This is a genomic window from Rahnella sp. CJA17(1/100) (assembly GCF_963881615.1).
GTDB classification, from domain to species: Bacteria; Pseudomonadota; Gammaproteobacteria; order Enterobacterales; family Enterobacteriaceae; genus Rahnella; species Rahnella aceris.
The window spans coordinates 149,435-165,974 of sequence record NZ_CAWOJA010000044.1 but is presented as its reverse complement, the minus strand read 5'-3'; the positions used below and the strand labels follow the sequence as shown (position 1 = coordinate 165,974).

The 16,540-nt window shown below is 55.5% G+C and carries 17 protein-coding genes and 1 pseudogene; 11 read left to right on the top strand and 7 right to left on the bottom strand.

Features of this window, described 5'->3' with window-relative positions; all coding sequences use genetic code 11:
- Positions 1-64 precede the first annotated feature (64 nt).
- The 9 genes from AACU55_RS17645 to AACU55_RS17605 are packed head-to-tail and all read left to right on the top strand — an operon-like array spanning position 65 to position 6,975.
- Positions 65-925, top strand: coding sequence for a MerR family transcriptional regulator (locus tag AACU55_RS17645; protein ID WP_112198504.1), 861 nt, complete (start codon positions 65-67; stop codon positions 923-925).
- On the top strand, positions 915-1,370 hold the full coding sequence (locus AACU55_RS17640; protein WP_240785641.1) for a nuclear transport factor 2 family protein: 456 nt from the start codon (positions 915-917) through the stop codon (positions 1,368-1,370). The genes AACU55_RS17645 and AACU55_RS17640 overlap by 11 nt, the downstream gene beginning before the upstream one ends.
- Positions 1,370-2,086 carry an SDR family NAD(P)-dependent oxidoreductase gene (locus tag AACU55_RS17635; RefSeq protein ID WP_013576327.1) on the top strand — a complete coding sequence of 239 codons (717 nt, stop codon included), beginning with the start codon at positions 1,370-1,372 and terminating at the stop codon, positions 2,084-2,086. Before AACU55_RS17640 ends, AACU55_RS17635 begins: the two co-directional genes overlap by 1 nt.
- A 1-nt stretch (position 2,087) precedes the next feature.
- Positions 2,088-3,446: an NAD(P)/FAD-dependent oxidoreductase gene (locus tag AACU55_RS17630; protein WP_134705851.1), complete on the top strand. Its 1,359-nt coding sequence runs from the start codon at positions 2,088-2,090 to the stop codon at positions 3,444-3,446.
- Entirely contained in the window at positions 3,443-4,159 is a 717-nt protein-coding gene (locus AACU55_RS17625) for a DUF1365 domain-containing protein (protein WP_013576329.1), read from the top strand. The genes AACU55_RS17630 and AACU55_RS17625 overlap by 4 nt, the downstream gene beginning before the upstream one ends.
- 2 nt (positions 4,160-4,161) lie before the next feature.
- A complete protein-coding gene (locus tag AACU55_RS17620) occupies positions 4,162-5,394 on the top strand; it encodes an SAM-dependent methyltransferase (RefSeq protein WP_134705850.1) in 1,233 nt (410 codons plus the stop codon).
- On the top strand, positions 5,391-5,891 hold the full coding sequence (locus tag AACU55_RS17615) for a DUF2878 domain-containing protein (protein ID WP_134705849.1): 501 nt from the start codon (positions 5,391-5,393) through the stop codon (positions 5,889-5,891). Before AACU55_RS17620 ends, AACU55_RS17615 begins: the two co-directional genes overlap by 4 nt.
- Positions 5,891-6,418 carry a hypothetical protein gene (locus AACU55_RS17610; RefSeq protein ID WP_134705848.1) on the top strand — a complete coding sequence of 176 codons (528 nt, stop codon included), beginning with the start codon at positions 5,891-5,893 and terminating at the stop codon, positions 6,416-6,418. The genes AACU55_RS17615 and AACU55_RS17610 overlap by 1 nt, the downstream gene beginning before the upstream one ends.
- 20 nt (positions 6,419-6,438) lie before the next feature.
- Positions 6,439-6,975 carry a DUF3833 domain-containing protein gene (locus AACU55_RS17605; protein WP_134705847.1) on the top strand — a complete coding sequence of 179 codons (537 nt, stop codon included), beginning with the start codon at positions 6,439-6,441 and terminating at the stop codon, positions 6,973-6,975.
- A 42-nt stretch (positions 6,976-7,017) separates the two neighbouring features.
- Here AACU55_RS17605 and yedA read toward each other — a convergent pair whose 3' ends face one another.
- Positions 7,018-7,935 (bottom strand): drug/metabolite exporter YedA, encoded by a 918-nt coding sequence (yedA, locus tag AACU55_RS17600; protein ID WP_134705846.1) that lies wholly within the window; start codon positions 7,933-7,935, stop codon positions 7,018-7,020.
- 225 nt (positions 7,936-8,160) lie between these two features.
- Between yedA and AACU55_RS17595 the strand changes: the two are divergent.
- Positions 8,161-8,262 (top strand): annotated as a pseudogene (locus tag AACU55_RS17595) (hypothetical protein); the annotation flags it as partial.
- 63 nt (positions 8,263-8,325) lie between these two features.
- Here AACU55_RS17595 and AACU55_RS17590 read toward each other — a convergent pair.
- The 4 genes from AACU55_RS17590 to osmF form a co-directional block, all read right to left on the bottom strand.
- Positions 8,326-9,084 carry an ABC transporter permease gene (locus AACU55_RS17590; RefSeq protein ID WP_134705845.1) on the bottom strand — a complete coding sequence of 253 codons (759 nt, stop codon included), beginning with the start codon at positions 9,082-9,084 and terminating at the stop codon, positions 8,326-8,328.
- Positions 9,081-10,025, bottom strand: coding sequence for an ABC transporter ATP-binding protein (locus tag AACU55_RS17585; RefSeq protein ID WP_134705844.1), 945 nt, complete (start codon positions 10,023-10,025; stop codon positions 9,081-9,083). Before AACU55_RS17585 ends, AACU55_RS17590 begins: the two co-directional genes overlap by 4 nt.
- Entirely contained in the window at positions 10,022-11,191 is a 1,170-nt protein-coding gene (locus tag AACU55_RS17580; RefSeq protein ID WP_134705843.1) for an ABC transporter permease, read from the bottom strand. Before AACU55_RS17580 ends, AACU55_RS17585 begins: the two co-directional genes overlap by 4 nt.
- A 61-nt stretch (positions 11,192-11,252) precedes the next feature.
- Positions 11,253-12,191, bottom strand: a complete 939-nt coding sequence (osmF, locus tag AACU55_RS17575; protein WP_134705842.1) for a glycine betaine ABC transporter substrate-binding protein OsmF — start codon at positions 12,189-12,191, stop codon at positions 11,253-11,255.
- Positions 12,192-12,552: 361 nt separating this feature from the next.
- Here osmF and AACU55_RS17570 point away from each other — a divergent pair, with 361 nt between their 5' ends.
- Positions 12,553-14,049, top strand: a complete 1,497-nt coding sequence (locus AACU55_RS17570; RefSeq protein ID WP_134705841.1) for an MFS transporter — start codon at positions 12,553-12,555, stop codon at positions 14,047-14,049.
- 159 nt (positions 14,050-14,208) lie between these two features.
- Here the strand turns inward: AACU55_RS17570 and AACU55_RS17565 are convergent, their stop codons facing one another.
- Positions 14,209-15,315: a suppressor of fused domain protein gene (locus AACU55_RS17565; protein WP_013576341.1), complete on the bottom strand. Its 1,107-nt coding sequence runs from the start codon at positions 15,313-15,315 to the stop codon at positions 14,209-14,211.
- 141 nt (positions 15,316-15,456) lie between these two features.
- Positions 15,457-16,353, bottom strand: coding sequence for a LysR family transcriptional regulator (locus AACU55_RS17560; RefSeq protein ID WP_013576342.1), 897 nt, complete (start codon positions 16,351-16,353; stop codon positions 15,457-15,459).
- Positions 16,354-16,540 lie beyond the last annotated feature (187 nt).

The following is a 16,540-nucleotide window of genomic DNA, read 5'->3' as shown; positions in this document are numbered from 1 at the left end:
TGTACAACTTTACGATGTGGCGCTAGAGTTAGCTTATAAGTGGTATGAATATTTGGATGGAAATATGTCTCTGTACAGCATCGGTGAAGTCGCCCGAATTTGTGGTATCAACCCGGTCACGTTGCGTGCCTGGCAGCGGCGTTATGGCCTGCTGAAGCCACAGCGCACAGAGGGTGGCCATCGTCTGTTTAATGATGATGATCTCGACACCATCCGCACCATTCTGGGCTGGATCAATCGCGGTATTCCGGTTGGTCAGGTGAAATCTTTGCTGGAAGGTAAAGTGGACGTGCTACCCGGTGGCTGGTCGCAGTCAGAACATCAGCTGCTGACCGCCTTACAGGATGGCCGCCCGCAAAAAGTTCGTCAGTTGATGCTGGAGTTCGGTCGTGAATACCCGGCGGTAACATTTGTGAATAACGTGCTTCGCCCCCTGCGTGAGCGCCTGAGTTCCGGCGATTCACGACTGCTGATGCTGCGCAGCCAGCTTGACGGTCTGATCATTGAACACGCGGTGATGTGCATGAACGCCGCCCGTAAGCGTCCCGGACCGGCTGCCACGTTGATCGGCTGGGGGAATACAGACAGCACCGAGTTGTGGCTTGAGGCCATTGTGCGGTGCGAAGAAGGTTTGCAGGTCGAAATATTGCCGGTTCCTCTCAGCGAGCCGTATCTGGAAAACCTGAGCGGCTCGCAAATTCTGTTGTGGTCCGAAGGCAAGCTGACGCAGGTTCAGCGCCAGCGGCTGCAGAACTGGATGGCGCAGGGTTTGTCGATCATCCTGCTGGGCAGCTCAGCTATCCTGCTCGGCGCAGAAGAAACAGACGCTAAGGAAGATGAGTTCAGCGCCTCCCCCGATGACGATGATCATCGCGCCAGTCTTCGTATTGAGCCTGTTCGCCGGGAGGGAAAAAATGATGCTTAAACATGCTTCTGAACACGCAATCCCGGCCGACGTTCTGACACGGCTGTGCGAATTTTACCGTCACCTTGATACCAGCCGCCTGCCGCAGCTTTCCCTTATTTATCATCCGAATGTGGTGTTTATCGATCCGGTTTCACATTACGACGGCGTGGATGCGCTGGAACACTATTTTGCGCAGTTGCTTGAGAAAACGAATTACTGCCGCTTTGAGATCCAGCCTCCACTTATTCAGGGTGATGAAGTGTCGCTGTTCTGGCGGATGGAATTCTCACACCCGGCGTTGAAAAAAGGGCAGGCAATGTTTCTTGATGGCACAAGCCATCTGCGCCTGAATGAAAACCTTATTATCTATCAGCGCGATTATTACGATCTCGGTGCCATGTTGTACGAGCACATTCCGGTGCTCGGCGGTGTCGTGCGCGCCGTCAAAGGCAGGTTGAAATAATGGGGCGCGTACTGATTACCGGTGCCAGTTCTGGCATTGGCAAACAACTGGCACTGGATTATGCCAGCGGAGGCTGGGAGGTCATTGCCTGCGGGCGAGATGGCGCAAAGCTGACGGCCGTCGCCGCAACCAGCCCGCTGATCATCCCGCTGTGTTTTGATATCACCGATTTACAGGCTACCCGTGAAGCATTGCAGGGCAGGCAGGCCGATTTAGTGATTCTTTGCGCGGGCACCTGCGAATATCTCGACAACGGCGTCGTCGATGCCGAAAAAGTCATGCGGGTGATGAACACCAATTTTTCCGGCCCGGTCAATTGCCTCGACGCCCTGCTCCCCGGCTTAGCGCCCGGCAGCCGGATAGCGCTGGTGGGTTCCGTCGCCTGGCTGCTGCCGTTTTCACGCAGTGAAGCCTATGGGGCATCCAAAGCCGCGCTGGCCTTTTTTGCCCGCTCTCTGGCGGTTGATCTGGCGAAACGTCAGATTCACATTTCGCTGATTCAGCCGGGTTTTGTCGAAACACCACTGACATCGCGCAATGACTTCCCGATGCCGATGATGGTGAGCGTCGCCCAGGCGTCGAAGCACATTCGTAAAAAACTGGCGCGCGGTGCGAGTGAAATCGCCTTCCCTCCGCTTTTTGCCCGTTTACTCAAGGTGCTCTCCTTGCTGCCCGTCAGTTTGCAACAATGGTTATGCCGGAAAATGGTGAAATAAAATGACAACAAAAGTGGCGATTGTAGGCAGCGGAATTTCAGGGCTGAGCTGTGCCTGGCTGCTGGCAAAAAGTCAGCCCGGCTGTGAGATTACCGTCTTTGAAGCGTCTGAAACCTTAGGCGGACATACTGCCACGCAGGATGTGATTTCCGACGGAAAAGAATACGCCATCGATACCGGTTTTATTGTCTATAACTCCCGGACATACCCGCATTTTATTGCCCTGCTCAAAGAACTGGGCATTGAAGGACAGCCGACGGAAATGAGTTTTTCCGTACGCAATCCGGTTAATAAACTCGAATACAACGGCCACTCGCTGAACAGCCTGTTTGCCCAGCGCCGCAACCTGCTCAAACCGCAATTCTGGCGCTTTATTCTCGAGATCCTGCGGTTTAACAAACTGTGCAAAGCACGCCTGCTGAATCCGCACAATGACGAAGATACGCTGGCTGACTTGCTCGATCAAAACGGTTTCACCCCGTTTTTCGCCCTGCATTATGTGCTGCCGATGGGGGCGGCCATCTGGTCTTCTTCGCTGAGCGATATGGCGAATTTCCCCCTGTCGATGTTCCTGCGCTTTTTCGATAATCACGGATTGCTGGACGTCAGCAACCGCCCGCAATGGATGGTGGTCCCCGGCGGTTCACGGGAATATATCCGCCGGATGCAGGAAAAACTGCCGGCCAGCGTCAGGCTGCTGACCAGCGCACCGGTCAGTAAAGTCGTCCGCACACCCTGCGGTGTGACGCTGCATTCCCCGCATGGCGAGGCGCATTTTGATCAGATTATTTTCGCCTGCCATTCCGATCAGGTGCTGACCATTCTGGGTGACAACGCCACTGCTGATGAGCAAAGCATTCTCACTGCCCTGCCTTATCAGAGCAACGACGTCATTTTGCATACCGATACCCACCTGCTGCCTCGCGAAAAACGCGCCTGGGCGAGCTGGAATTATCAGTTGCCGAATGCGCTGAATCTGGCGGACCACGCGGATATACGCGACAGCAATCCTTCGCACCGCCGCCGCGCCAGCGTGACCTATAACATGAATATTTTGCAGGGGCTGAATACGCCGCAGACATTTTGCGTGTCACTCAATCCGCTGACGCCGATTGATGAAAACAAAGTCCTGTTCCGCACCACGTATATGCACCCGGTTCTCAATCTGGCCAGCCGCCACGCACAGCAGGAACGCCACCGGATCAACGGCCACAACCGCACCTGGTTCTGCGGTGCGTACTGGTACAACGGCTTTCACGAAGACGGTGTCAACAGTGCGCGTGACGTGGTGGAACAACTCAATCTGCAACTTTTCAGTGCGCAGCAACAGAATGAGCAGGAAAAACGGGAGGCGTCATGAACAGCCAGTTGTATGTCGGCACGGTGCGCCATCGGCGGTTTACGCCGGTTGAACACCGATTCGACTACGATATTTTCATGCCGCTGATTGACCTTGATGAACTGGACCAGTTACCTGCACAAGGTATCCAGCTCGACCGGTTTTCCGCCGCCAGTTTTCGCCGCAAAGATTATCTCGGCGGCGGTGATATCAAAACCAAAGCGCAGGCGAGAATTGAAGCGCTGACCGGCGAACGCCCGGACGGGCGGGTGATGTTGTTATGTCAGTTGTGTTATTTCGGCTGTTATTTCAATCCGGTGAATTTTTACTATCTTTATGATCAGCATGGTGTTTTGCGCTGGATGCTGGCCGAGGTGCGCAATACCCCCTGGAACGAACGTCACACCTACGCCGTTCTGCCTGACGGTTCACAACCGGTGCCGAAAGCCTTTCATGTGTCGCCCTTTAATCCGATGGACATGGTCTATCACTGGCGGCTGACACCCCCTGGAAAGCAGTTACACATCACTATCGAAAATCACCGTAAAGAACGGGAATTCGATGCCGCCCTTTCACTGACAGCCCGTCCGCTGACCCGCGCGGCGTTGCGTCAGCAATTGTGGCGGCTGCCTGTCATGACCGCTAAAACCGCACTGACTATCTACTGGCAGGCACTGAAACTGTGGCTGAAACGGGCGCCCATTTATTCTCATCCTCCCGTTGATAAGGACTGACCATGAGCCAACCTGAAATGCAACTCGCCCGTGAAGGGACGAATAACAGGCGCAGCAAAGCGGCGCGCGCGCTCATCCTTAGCGTCCTGAAGCAGCTCAAAGGCGCGGGCCTGACGCTGCGTGAACCCGGTGAGCAGGCGATATTTTTTGGCGATCCGGCGGCCATCTTGCAGGGTGAAATTGACATTCTGCATCAGCGCGCTTACCGGCGTGTCTTACTGGGCGGCAGCGTCGCAGCGGGTGAGAGTTTTATTGATGGCGACTGGACCACGCCTAATCTGACCGTCGTGCTGCAACTGCTGGCCGAGAACCTGAAGCTGGTCGATAAAATCGAGGCACGCCTCAGCTGGCTCAGCACCCCGGCCAAAAAAGTCATTCATTTTTTCCGCCGCAACAGTCCGTCGCAGGCGCGTAAAAATATCTCGGCGCACTACGATCTGGGCAACGATTTTTATCAGGGTTTTCTCGATGAGAAGATGCTGTATTCCTCCGCCTGGTATCAGGAGCCGCAGATGACGCTGGAACAGGCGCAGGAAGCCAAAATGCGCCGCCTGTGTGAACAGCTGCAATTAAAAGCGGGCGATCATCTGCTGGAAATCGGCACCGGCTGGGGCGCGATGGCCGAATTTGCCGCGCGCGAATACGGCTGTCAGGTCACCACCACCACCATTTCCCGCGAGCAATATCGCTTTGCCTGTGAGCGGATTGAAAAAGCCGGGCTGAGTGACCGCGTGACGGTGCTATTCGAAGACTATCGTTCGCTGCAGGGGCAGTTCGACAAACTGGTGTCGATAGAGATGATCGAAGCAGTCGGCAAACGCTATCTCTCCACCTTTTTCAAACGCTGCAATGCGCTGCTCAAACCGCACGGGCGTATGGCAATTCAGGCAATCACCATCGCCGACCAGCGTTATGCCGCCTACAGCCGTAACGTCGATTTTATTCAGTGCTACGTTTTTCCCGGCGGTTTTCTGCCCTCAATTACCGCCATGAATGAGACCATGACCCGCTGCACCAGTCTGGTGGTGCGTGACCTGTTCGATATCGGTTCCGATTACGCCCGCACCCTTCATGAATGGCGCGAGCGGGTACAGCGCTACTGGAATGCACAGACTGACGGCGTGCAGGACGAATATTTCCGCCGTCTGTGGCTGTTTTATCTGTGCTACTGCGAGGCAGGTTTTCGTGCACGCACCATCAGCACCGTGCAGTTGGTCGCCGAGCGACGCGGATGAAAGCCTTGCGCTTCTGGCTGCTGACACTGGGTTTTGATGCCTGGTGGACGCTGGCCGTCTGGGGGCGCGGACGGTTTATCCTCTTCCTGCTTTTGAGCAGTTTTCTGATGCTGGCGTTTACACCATCAAAACGCCGGTTGTGGGTCGCCACTGCCTGTACGCTGGGCATCATGATGGACTCGCTGTGGTGCATTTTGGGTCTGTTTGAATTTAGCGATTCTTCCGCCGTACCGCCGTGGATGATGGCGTTATGGCTGGGCTTCAGCGCCTGGTGGCTGTGGTTACTCGGCTATTTACGGCTGACATGGTACTGGCTGATGCCCGTCGGCGCGGTCAGCGGCCCGCTGGCCTATTACCTCGGCATGCAGCTCGGTGCCATGCAACTTCTCGCCGCACCGGTTTATGTCTGGCTTCTGCTGGCGGCGGGCTGGGCGATATTCTTACCGCTGATCAGCCTGCCGGTGCTGCTCAGCCATGACGCAGAGCGGAAAACCTGATGATACGCGCATTTCTGGCAGTACTTTCGCTGATGATTTCTTTCTCTGCCTTTGCCGCCACGCCGTGGAACCAATGGCAACAGGTCGGGCGTGCCACGCTGAGCTGGGGGCCTTTTGAGGTTTATCATTCGCAACTGCTGACGCCCGACGGTAAGTATCAGGCCGGAAAATGGCCGCAGGCGCTGAAGATTGAGTATCTGCGCAGCATTGATCATCAGGAGCTGACCAAAGCGACAGAAGAACAATGGCAGGCACTGGGATTGCTGGCACAGGCACAGAAAAATGGCTGGCTGGAGGCGGTACAAAACACCTGGCCGGATGTCAGCAACGGCAGCGAAATCATGTTTGTCGCCACTGAAAATGGCGGCCAGTTTTACAGCCAGCCCGCAAACAGCGTGCTGAGCACACCGGTCGGTCAGCCTTTCAGCCCGGCATTCCGCGATGCCTTTCTGGCGATCTGGCTCTCGCCCGCCACGCAATATCCTGATTTACGCAGCAAGCTGACCGGCGCATCCGCGTCCGATTAATGGCATCTTATGGAGGTTTTATGACTGTTCTGCGCAAGATTTTTGTCACGCTGATCGTCGGCGGAATGCTGTTACTCACCGGCTGTAAAGCCAATATTCAGGATTACGCACAAGCGCAACCGAAGCTGGATATTTTCACCTGGTTTACCGGTGACAGCGTGGCCTACGGCATGGTGCAGGATTACAGCAACAAACAGACCCGGCGCTTCACCGTGAAAATCCGCGGTGACGTGGCGGGCGATACGCTGACGTTGCATGAAGACTTTGTGTATGACGACGGCGAGAAACAGACCCGCGTATGGCGGATCCGCAAACTGGCGGACGGCAGCTATACCGGCACGGCGGGCGACATTATCGGCACCGCCACCGGGCAATCCGCAGGCAATGCCTTTAACTGGAAATACGTGATGGACGTAAAATCAGGCGGCAGCACCTACCGGCTGACGTTCGATGACTGGATTTATCAGCAGGACGAACAGCACCTGTTTAACGTCACCGCGCTGAAAAAATTCGGCGTGGAAGTGGCGCGGGTGACGATTTTCTTTGAGAAAAAATAGGCTTAACCCGGTCTGATCCCTCCCCTGCGAAGGGGAGGGATTTTAAACTTTCACTTCTTTAATCACCGTCTTCTTACGCCCGAACACCAATTTCCCCAGCGTCACCAGCAGCACCGCGCAGAGGATCACGCCCAACGCTACCCATTCGACCGGAGACAAGGATTCACCGGCGAAGCCGATGCCGAGCAACACCGCCACAATCGGGTTTACATAGGCATAACTGGTGGCCACGGCGGGACGCACAGTTTTCAGCAGAAACATATAGGCGCTGATGGCAATCATCGAGCCAAATACCACCAGATAACCGAGCGCCAGAAAGCCGCTCAGCGAAGGCGTCGCGGTCATGTGTTCCCCGGTGACACGACTTGCCACCAGCAACACCACACCGGCGATAATCATTTCCGCCGCACCCGCCATCAGGCCTGCTGGCAGCGGCAAGCGAGAACTCCACACCGAACCGAATGCCCAGCTTAGTGAGGCGAGCAGGATCAGCGCCGCGCCCCACGGGTTCCCTTCCAGATTACTGCCGGTATTAAGCAGCACAATCCCGAACAGGCCGATGGCGACACCGGTCCATTCCAGGCGACTGTTGGGCATTCCCCACAGGCGGCTGAAACACAGGGTAAACAGCGGCACGGTGGCGACCATTACGGCGGCAATGCCCGACGGCACCTGCATATGTTCCGCCACCGTCACCAGCCCGTTACCGACAGAGAGCAGCAAAATACCTACGGCACCGGCGGCCATCCACTGCTTCAACGTCGGGACTTTATGCCCGCGCAGCAATAAAAACGTGAACAAAATACATCCGGCGACGAAGAAACGCAGCCCGGCCATCATCAGCGGCGGCCAGCTTTCCACGCCCACGCGGATCACGAAATAGGTCGAACCCCAGATAAAATACAGCGCAAACAGTGCAGCAATTAATGGCAGCAGGGAACGGGTGGCAGAACCAGTCATAGGAATAACTTATTAGCGTGATAATGAAGGCAAACAGTTAACGCTATTGCCCTGATTTCCGGCAAGGGAATCCGTGCGATCGCCTCAAAATGTTGCTAAAAAGTTTCTGTATATGACAAAAAATGCGCTGACATCACCGTTAAAAGTAATCACAGCATGAATAGTCTGTTGCAGGGGTGAGGAAACGATTTATAATTCGCCGTTCAAAATCCTGAGGTACTGCACATGAATTCGCTAGGCAAAAAATTATTTATCGCGCTGTTTGGTCTGATGGCGATTGGCGCAATTGGTGGCGTGATGGTTGCCGGTTATGCGGTGGTGATTCAGGACGACGCGAAACCGGTCAGCGATAACGACGCCCCTTCCGTGGTGCCTGCGCCGCCGTCTGCGTCAACGAACTGATTCGTCCACTGACCGCTGCTGCCAGCGTTGTAATCCGTGGCTCCAGCGTTCAAACAGCATATCTACGCAAATCGCCAGCAACGCGACAATTACCGCACCCTGCAATACATAGGCGGTATTAAAACCGCTCAGGCCGATAATAATCGGCGAGCCGAGGCTTAACGTGCCGACCGACGAGGCAATCGCCGCCGTCCCGATATTGATAATCACTGACGTGCGGATGCCGGAAATAATCACCGGCGCGGCCAGCGGAATTTCCACTTTCCGCAGCATCTGCCAGCGGCTCATCCCCACGCCCTGCGCAATCTCCCGCGCCGACGCCGGTACCGATTCAATCCCGGCAATCGTCCCCTGCAGGATCGGCAACAACCCGTAAAGCACCAGCGCAATAATCGCCGGTTTCTCACTGAATCCCATCACCGGCACCGCGACTGCCAGTACCGCAACCGGCGGAAACGTCTGCCCCATCGCCACCAGCGTTTCCACCAGTGAACGGAATTCTTTGCCCGCCGGACGTGTTACGCCCACCCCCGCCGCTACGCCGATAATCACCGCAATCAGGCTGGAAATGCCGACCAGCAACAGATGGGCTTTCACCAGCGCGGCAAAGCTTTCCTGCTGATACACCGGCCTGCTGAGTTCAGGAAACATCCAGTGGAACAGCCCGCCGAGCGAGGTCATACCGAAAATCAGCGCCAGCAATAAAGCGAATAACCAAATCAGAGGATCTGCAAATACCCGTTTCATGCGCTGCCCTCCGGTGCGGTCAGATCCGCAAAATGCAGCACGCCGAGCGGTTGCCCTTGTTCATCCACCACCGGTAACTGCTGAGCCTGCTGCGCGACAAATTTTGACAGCGCCTGACTGAGGCTCATGGTATCAGTCAGCGGTAACTGGCTGCCGGAATACGGCTCGCCGCGCCGCATCAGCGAACCCACGTCGCGCAGCGACAACAAGCGGATCCCCATCTCGCTGCCACCGAAGAAATCACGCACAAACGGCGTCGCCGGTCGGGTCAGCAATTCCAGCGGCGTCCCCTGCTGCACCACTTGTCCGTCATTGAGCAGTACGATGCGGTCGGCCAGCGCCAGCGCTTCGTCGATGTCATGCGTCACCAGTACGATGGTGCGGTGAGTGATTTTATGGATGCGCGCCACTTCTTCCTGCAACGTCGCGCGGGTCACCGGATCGAGCGCGCCGAAAGGTTCATCCATCAGCAATACTTCCGGGTCAGAAGCCAGCGCCCGTGCCACACCGACGCGCTGCTGTTGTCCGCCGGAAAGCTGATGCGGATAACGATGACGGAACTGTTTCGGATCGAGATTGAGGAGTTCGAGCAGTTCAGTCACGCGGTCACGGATTTTCGCCTTCGGCCATTTCAGTAATTGCGGCACGGTGGCGATATTCTCTTCCACCGTCCAGTGCGGGAACAGGCCAATGGACTGGATCGCATAACCCATCCGGCGGCGCAGATCCTGCGCACGGAATTTTTCTATCGGTTCACCGGCAAATAAAATCTCCCCGCGATCGTGCTCCACCAGCCGGTTGATCATTTTGAGCGTGGTGGATTTCCCTGAACCGGAGGTGCCGATCAGCACCGTGAATTCGCCTTTGGCCATTTCCAGCGTGAGATCGCGCACGACCGCTTTTCCGGCAAAGTGTTTGCTAACCTGCTTGAAATGAATCATCTGCGTGTGGTTTCCAGAATTGAGACTGCAAATTTAAAGACGCTGTCGACAACAACGGCCATCAGCACCGCCGGGATCACCCCAAGCAAGACCAGATCCAGCGCACTGCTGAGCAGACCCTGGAACATGATGGCGCCCAGTCCGCCCGCGCCAATCAGCGCCGCAACCATCGCCATACCGACCGTTTGCACCGCAACAATGCGCACACCTGTCAGGATAACCGGCAAGGCAATCGGCATCTGCACGCGGAAAAACACCTGCGCACGGTTCATGCCCATGCCGCGGGCAGATTCGATCACCGATTCCGGCACCGACTCCAGCCCGGCAATCACCCCGCGCACCAGCGGCAACAGCGAATACAGCACCAGCGCGATAATCGCCGGTGCCAGCCCGATGCCACTGATGCCGTGTTCAGCCAGCCACGGCAGCGCTTTTGCCAACCCCGCCAGCGGTGCGAGCAGCAGGCCAAACAACGCAATCGACGGCACGGTCTGAATAATATTCAGCATCGACAATACCGGCCCGCGCCAGCGGGGTTTACGGTGACACAGCAACCCGACCGGCAGACCGATCAGCACCGCAGGCACCAGCGTGCCAAACAAAATGCCAAGATGCTGCCACAGCGCATCGTTGAACACGTCGGAACGGTTGTCATATTCCTTAAGCAGCGAAAGTTCAGCAAGCTGACCGTACGCCAGCAGCAAAACCACCGGCACGATCATCTGCACGTTGAGCAAAATACGCAGGCTGTGATTACGGGTAAAACGGGAAATGGCGTCGGAGGCGATCAGCAGACAAAGCGCCGCACCTGCCCAGAAACCCCCGCCGAGTGAGGTGCGCGCGATACTGTCTTCATCGCCCCCCGCAAGTTGCACCGCGCTGTGACCGGCCAGCCAGACCAGCACGGCCAGCAGGATTTCCGCCAGCAGCATCACCAGCAAATGATGGCGACCATAAAGGGTCAGAAAGGCGCAGGCCAGCAGCAAAACGGCAGGCAACAGGAGTAACGCAGAATAGCCATGCAGCAGGCTCGCCAGTGAAATGCCTTTACCGGATACCAGCCGGTTGGGCGCATGGCTGACAAAAGCCAGCCCGAAACCGGCCAGCAACAGCAGCAAAACCAGCGTCAGCAGGACGCGGTTTTTAACGGGTGAGTGATAAGTCAAAACATTACCTGATATCAGAGAGCACGATCCGAAGATCGTGCTCAGGGCGGTCACTGCCCGGTTATTTTTTAACGAAACCTTTTTCCTGCAAGTACTTCGCCGCCACCTTCTTCGCATCCTGACCATCAACCGCGATTTTCGCGTTCAGCCCTTGCAGCGTTTTGGTATCGAGCGAAGCAAACACCGGTTTGAGCAATTCAGGAATGTTCGGATGCGCTTTCAGTGCGGCCTCGCGGATGACAGGCGCAGGCGCGTAAATCGGCTGTACGCCTTTCGGATCTTCCAGCGTTTGCAGGCCGAGCGCCGCTACCGGGCCGTCAGTGCCGTAAGCCATTGCCGCATTGACGCCGGAAGTCTGCTCAGCGGCCGCTTTGATAGTCACCGCCGTATCACCGCCCGCCAGAGACAACAGTTGCGCCTGATTAAGCTTGAAGCCATAGGCATTCTCAAACGCCGGTAAGGCATCCGGACGCTCGATAAACTCGGCTGACGCCGCCAGTTTGAAATCGCCGCCGCTGCTGATGTACTTGCCCAAATCACCCAGCGATTTCAGGTTGTGCGCACTCGCGACGTCCTGACGTACCGCGATAGTCCAGGTGTTATTGGCCGGAGACGGATCCAGCCAGACAATTTTGTTCTGGTCGTAATCCAGCTTTTTGACTTTATCGAAACCGGCCTGCGCATTTTTCCACGCCGGGTCTTTATCGTCGGAGAAGAAGAACGCGCCGTTGCCGGTGTATTCCGGATAGATATCGATTTCACCGGCGGTGATTGCGCCACGCACCACTTTCGTCGTTCCCAGCTGCAATTTATTGGTAGTGTGAATACCGTTGGCTTCCAGCACCTGAATAATAATGTTACCGAGCAGCGACCCTTCGGTATCAATTTTTGAGCCGACACGCACGGCATCCTCAGCGGCCTGTGCGCTGAAACTTAACACGGAAGCCAGCGCCAGTGCTGCCACTGAAAATCCCCGTACTCGCCCAGTTGTTACAGTCATGTTCTATCCTCTTATCGGGTTATGTTGGTTTTTGTCGCCCGGCGACTGCTCTGTCTTTCGGCTTTCATCTGAATAAACAAGCTGCTAACAAGAATAGTCCAATTTCGCGCAGGGAAACGGAGAGTGAGCCATAAAAGCAGGCGGCGGAAGCGGAGTAAAATGCATAAATGTTCGAAGCTTATCCGCTAAATCACTGAGACAAGACAGGCTGTTTCCCCCGAAGAAGATGTTCACCGCTGCCTTTTAGATCACTTTGTTTTAACTTATAGCCATTTGTTTTCACGCAACGTCTAATCAGGACTTGTGACCGGCATCACCTCGCCTCTATGCTGGTTTTTTGTCAAAAAGCGTAAACACAACAATGTCTGATTCAATTGCGGCCTCTCAGACCGCCTCTTCAGGGGATTACAGCGCAGATTCTGCGTCTGACCAGCCGGTGGTGATTCGTTCCGCTGCCGATATTACTCAGTTAGTGAACCGCGGCGCAGCGAAAATCAGCGACGCACGCATCGTGATTGCTATCGCACTCGGCGGCGTTTTCCTCGACGCTTATGACCTCGGTGCGCTGGCTTTCGGAATGAAAGACATCACCCGCCAGTTTGGGCTGACGCCTTCCGGCGCGGGCTTTGTGGCCTCGGCGATTACCTTCGGGGCGATTGTCGGCGCATTGTTCGGCGGCTATCTGACCGACAAAATCGGCCGTTACCGCGTCTTTATGGCTGATATGTTCTTCTTCGTGATTGCCGCGCTGGCCTGCGCCTTTGCGCCCAACGAATGGGTGCTCGGTGGCTCGCGCTTTGTAATGGGATTAGGCGTCGGCATCGATTTACCGGTGGCGATGGCGTTTCTGGCGGAGTTCTCAAAACTTCAGGGGCGCGGCAATAAAGCCTCGCGCGTGGCAATGTGGTGCCCGACGTGGTACGCGGCGATCAGCGTCTCGTATCTGCTGGTGCTGCTGCTTTACGCAGTACTGCCTGCCACGCACACCGACTGGTTGTGGCGTCTGATCCTCGGCTTCGGCGCAGTGCCTGCGATTCTGATTATCGCTATCCGTCACCGTTATATGAATGAATCGCCGGTCTGGGCGGCCAATCAGGGCGACCTGCAAAGTGCTGCGGCGATCCTGAGAAAGTCTTACAACATCAATGCGGTAGTGGCCGAAGATGCGGACAAAACACCGCAGGTGAAAGTGCGCAAAGCCGCATGGCGTAACTACGGCACGCTGTTGCAGGGCATTTATCTGCGGCGCACCGTGCTGGCGACCGTGACGGCGGTGGCCTCGTCATTTGCCTATAACGCTGTGGCATTCGGGTTACCGGTGATTTTATCCAGCTTCCTGCAACAATCGATGATCAGCACCATTCTGTTCTCGCTCGGTCTGAACCTGTGCTTCGCCTTTGTCGGTGGTCTGATTGCGGTACGGTATGTGTCGAAATTTGGTGCATGGAAAATGACCTACGCCGGTTACGCCTGCCAGCTGGTGGCGATGATCGGTCTGGCTCTGGTCGGCCGCCCGGCAGACGGTGGCGAAGCGGCGATTTCCATCGCCATGCTGGCGTTATTCCTGTTCGGTCAGGGCTTCGGTCCGGGATCGCACACCATGACATTTGCGTCACTGAGCTACCCGACATCACTGCGCGGCATGGGTGTCGGCTTCAATCAGACGCTGATGCGCGCCAGCTCCACCCTTTCACTGTTCCTGTTTCCGGTGCTTTCCACCGCACTCGGCACCGGCGTGTTCTGGGTGATCGCGTTAGCGCCACTGGCGGGCTTAATCGTACTGACAGCGGTACGCTGGGAACCGTCGGGATATGATGTGGATGCTGAGGATTTTCAGCAGGAAATTAAACCGGTTTAGGTTTTTGCCTTGCTCCTCCCCCTGCGAAGGGGGAGGCTGGGAGGGGGTTTTAAAGACAACACAATAGGTACTGCACTCTTCAACTCTTTGATTCTTCTTTAATACCCCACCCCAACCCTCCCCTTCGCAGGGGAGGGAGCAGATCGGTATTCTTACTCATCAGACCACCGCACTTCTCGGCGCAAACACATACCCGATATCGTTCTTGATCATCGCGGCGACCAGTTCAAATCCGCCATTCGGTCTGGCCTGCGCAAACTCCAGTTCGCTGGTAAACACCGGACTGACCCAAAACAGATTCACCGGATCCCCGTAAATTTTTGGCAGACGCATTTTGTCTGCCGGACCGCATAATGCGGAGGAAATCACGTGTCCTTCAAAGCCGAGCGGTGCCATCGGCGACATCAGCGTGTGGCCTTCACCCAACCAGCTGAGAGTCGTCCAGGGAATCTGTGCATAACCGGATAACGCGCTGGCCATCTGCACGGCATTTTCTTCTGTCACATATTCTTTGCCGACCGAAAATGCGAGTTCGATGCGACGATGCTTTTCTGCTTCATCGTTGAAAACAATATCAATTTGCGGCATCGGACGGATACTCATGCCGACCGTGAAGAAGTAATAGTTTTCTTCGTCTTCATGCTGGGAAATCGCCATTGGCGGCCAGTTGCCCTGATTGATCAGATAATATTTCAGTGATGAGCCAAAGCGATCTTCGTAGGATTCCAGCAGCTTGCGCTGGATTTTCGGCCACGGATTGCTGAATTCATTTTGCCAGTCACGCCAGAACAGGCGGGTCTTTTCTGCCAGTTCACATTGCGTGTTGGTCGAGGCAGAACCCAGCGGGAAGGTCAGCGGATTCTGTTTAATGCAGCCGGCGGAATAACACACCGAATGGTCGATATACAAACTCCAGCCGGGGATCACCGCCAGCAATAATCCCTGATACCACAACGCCGCGCCGTCATCGCTTTCATTCCAGAGGATCTGAATTTGTGCAGGCTCCAGCGGCGCTTCGCCCTCCAGATTGCGGCAGTATTGCGCCGCCAGCATCGGGGCAATCCCCTGCTCCATTGCCTCTGTGTCATCGTTCAGCGGTGCGGGCACCAGATTACGTACCCAGCAGGCGCGCATTTTCGGAAAGCGGTCGCGCAAATCTTCGCGGGCGAAAATATAGAAATACACCACGCGGTTATCCTGCTCGACCAGCGCGGTCAGGGTTTGTTTGTCGTTACTGACTTCAGCAACAATGTCGGACTGGCGCATATGACCTCAACAATATCAGGAAGCTTATTATTCCCTGTGATGGTCAGTGTAGAACGGATAAGCCAGGCCGATAACGGGCAATATTCCCAAAAATCCCCGATAAATCATTAAAACAGGTGCTTTTTTGTCAAAATATCAACATCAGCGGCAATACATCCGAAACAGCTGCGCCAGATGCGCGGCCATCGGCGTCAGCGTGGTATCACGTCGCTGAATGAGATAGAACGTGGCTTTCGGCAGCGGCAGATCAAGATCCAGCGCGACCAGACTCTGGCCGATCACCGGATCGTTAATGACATCGACGGACAACACGCTGAGAAAATCGGTTTTGGCGATCAGGCTGGTGCAGGACATAAAAGTTTCGCAAATCACACTGATATTCGGCTCGGCATCCATTTCGCTGAACACTTCGCTGAGCAGTTTGTAATAGCTGCCGCGTGGCGTCGGCATCGTCCAGTCGCAATGCAAAAGCTCCTGCATCGAACGGGCATGCTGCATCGGATGACCACGCCTTGCCACCACGCGATACTCTTTATCCATAAGCTTTTCATATAACAGTTCGTTATCAAAGGGTCCCTGATAATAGGTATTCACGGTGAAATCCAGCTCGCCCTGACGCAGCTCTGGGATCATTGATACCAGTTGTCCCTCGGCAATCCGCACCTTCACATGGGGGAATTCACGGTGAAAACGGTCAATGACTTCCGGCATGATGGTGCGGGCAATGCTGGCACCGACGCCGATATTGACCCTGCCGCTGGTCCCGCCGAGGCGTTGAGCGATGTCTTCCTGCGCCACCCTCAGCTCTTCCAGAATCAGGCTTGCGCGCTTAAAAAACGCGTCACCACAATCAGTTAGCGTCACACCCTGACGGCGACGGACAAATAACCTCGCCCCCAGATTTTCTTCCAGTTCTTTAATTGATTTGGTCAGCGCGGGCTGTGAAAGATTCTGCATCCGGCTGGCGGCACGAATACTGCCCTGACGTGCGACCGAAACAAACGCCCGCAACTGATGCATTTTTATTTGTGATGGCATGAGATTCTTTGATAACCCCTGATTATCACTAAGAAGATTTTGGCATCTTATATGCCCTGAACGCTTTATGTACATTGAAAATCATATCAGGCCACCTTTCGCCGCTTTCTGCGTGCGGGTCTGCACTTCCCGAAGCTTTGATTTCCTCCTTTCTGCCGCTGTGCGGAAAGCCTGCATGTCTGTGTAA

What these genes read in the sequence shown, in the direction of transcription:
- AACU55_RS17645 (WP_112198504.1), top strand. Translation starts at nt 65, where the DNA reads ATGTCTCTGTACAGCATCGGTGAAGTCGCCCGAATTTGTGGTATCAAC.
- AACU55_RS17640 (WP_240785641.1), top strand. Translation starts at nt 915, where the DNA reads ATGATGCTTAAACATGCTTCTGAACACGCAATCCCGGCCGACGTTCTG.
- AACU55_RS17635 (WP_013576327.1), top strand. Translation starts at nt 1,370, where the DNA reads ATGGGGCGCGTACTGATTACCGGTGCCAGTTCTGGCATTGGCAAACAA.
- AACU55_RS17630 (WP_134705851.1), top strand. Translation starts at nt 2,088, where the DNA reads ATGACAACAAAAGTGGCGATTGTAGGCAGCGGAATTTCAGGGCTGAGC.
- AACU55_RS17625 (WP_013576329.1), top strand. Translation starts at nt 3,443, where the DNA reads ATGAACAGCCAGTTGTATGTCGGCACGGTGCGCCATCGGCGGTTTACG.
- AACU55_RS17620 (WP_134705850.1), top strand. Translation starts at nt 4,162, where the DNA reads ATGAGCCAACCTGAAATGCAACTCGCCCGTGAAGGGACGAATAACAGG.
- AACU55_RS17615 (WP_134705849.1), top strand. Translation starts at nt 5,391, where the DNA reads ATGAAAGCCTTGCGCTTCTGGCTGCTGACACTGGGTTTTGATGCCTGG.
- AACU55_RS17610 (WP_134705848.1), top strand. Translation starts at nt 5,891, where the DNA reads ATGATACGCGCATTTCTGGCAGTACTTTCGCTGATGATTTCTTTCTCT.
- AACU55_RS17605 (WP_134705847.1), top strand. Translation starts at nt 6,439, where the DNA reads ATGACTGTTCTGCGCAAGATTTTTGTCACGCTGATCGTCGGCGGAATG.
- yedA (WP_134705846.1), bottom strand. Translation starts at nt 7,935, where the DNA reads ATGACTGGTTCTGCCACCCGTTCCCTGCTGCCATTAATTGCTGCACTG.
- AACU55_RS17590 (WP_134705845.1), bottom strand. Translation starts at nt 9,084, where the DNA reads ATGAAACGGGTATTTGCAGATCCTCTGATTTGGTTATTCGCTTTATTG.
- AACU55_RS17585 (WP_134705844.1), bottom strand. Translation starts at nt 10,025, where the DNA reads ATGATTCATTTCAAGCAGGTTAGCAAACACTTTGCCGGAAAAGCGGTC.
- osmF (WP_134705842.1), bottom strand. Translation starts at nt 12,191, where the DNA reads ATGACTGTAACAACTGGGCGAGTACGGGGATTTTCAGTGGCAGCACTG.
- AACU55_RS17570 (WP_134705841.1), top strand. Translation starts at nt 12,553, where the DNA reads ATGTCTGATTCAATTGCGGCCTCTCAGACCGCCTCTTCAGGGGATTAC.
- AACU55_RS17565 (WP_013576341.1), bottom strand. Translation starts at nt 15,315, where the DNA reads ATGCGCCAGTCCGACATTGTTGCTGAAGTCAGTAACGACAAACAAACC.
- AACU55_RS17560 (WP_013576342.1), bottom strand. Translation starts at nt 16,353, where the DNA reads ATGCCATCACAAATAAAAATGCATCAGTTGCGGGCGTTTGTTTCGGTC.